Origin of the sequence: Streptomyces sp. NPDC003036, from assembly GCF_040611175.1 — a bacterium.
Lineage (GTDB): Bacteria > Actinomycetota > Actinomycetes > Streptomycetales > Streptomycetaceae > Streptomyces.
The window spans coordinates 1-1,015 of sequence record NZ_JBEXNO010000103.1; the positions used below are offsets into that span (position 1 = coordinate 1).

Sequence of the window (1,015 nt, forward strand, 5' to 3'; positions counted from 1 at the left end):
TCTGAGCGGGCTGCGGCGCGAGTCGATGAAGCCCGAACATCTGGCGCGGGCGGCTTTCGAGGGCATGCTGTGCTCGCTCGCCGACGCCATGGACGGCCGGGCCGGACCGGCGCTGGCCGCCCGCCCGTCGGGCCCGCCGGCGCTGCGGGCGGGCGTCCTGCTGCTCGGCGAGACGGCACGGGCCCGGCGTGGGCCGCGGACCGTGTGACCGACCGGGCGCGCGGGCCACGGCCGTATGACCGTGTGCGCCTGACCGCCGTCACCGCCGCCGTGGCCGACACCCCCTGGGCAACCCAGCACGGGACGTGGACAAGGCGGGCCGGCTGGGGTTCTCCTGGAAGCGAGGGCCCCGGGTGAAGGGGATACCGGTGCACGATGCGATCAGGGTCGCTGTCCAAGCCACCAGGCCCGGTACCTGCCAGGTGGCCGTGGCCGGGGGGCTCCATGTGGCCACCGCGCCGGAGGTCCGTAGGGCTCTGCGTACGGTGCTGGCCGACCACCGTCAGGTGGTCCTCGACTGGGCAAGTTGGATGCGAGCCTGGTCGACCTCTTGGGGAACCTGCTGCGGACCTGACGCCGCCCCCCCACAACACAGCAGCGCCCACACCGTATCGGCGGGGGCGCTGCACTGCTTCCCTGGCAGGGGTGACAGGAATTGAACCTGCGACATCCGGTTTTGGAGACCGGCGCTCTGGCCATCTGAGCTACACCCCTTCGCAGACGCCAGCATGTCAGCCTGCCGGGTGTCGCACCACCGACTTTCCCGGCGGCCGCGGCCCGCCGACTGCCCGCTGCGATCCGCCGCTCGTCGCAAGGCCGTCGGCCAAGGTCGCCGTACGGTGTCGCCGCGCGCCGGGGCCGCGCTGCGTCAACTCGAGTCGGCGGGGTCGCACCTGCATCGACACCCGCCGCTTCGTACCGGGGCCCGAGACCGGGCAGGTCGAGCGGCTGTCGTACACGAAGGGCGACCCCCAGGTCGGGTGACCCGGGGACGGTGACCCCCGGATCCGGTGGC

The 1,015-nt window shown here is 73.4% G+C and carries 1 tRNA gene and 1 pseudogene; one reads left to right on the forward strand and one right to left on the reverse strand.

Annotated features, from left to right (window positions below):
• Positions 1 to 208: pseudogene (locus ABZX67_RS33280) on the forward strand (hypothetical protein); the annotation flags it as partial.
• A gap of 429 nt (positions 209 to 637) precedes the next feature.
• Here the strand turns inward: ABZX67_RS33280 and ABZX67_RS33285 are convergent.
• Positions 638 to 714, reverse strand: a tRNA-Trp gene (locus ABZX67_RS33285).
• Positions 715 to 1,015: the final 301 nt, after the last annotated feature.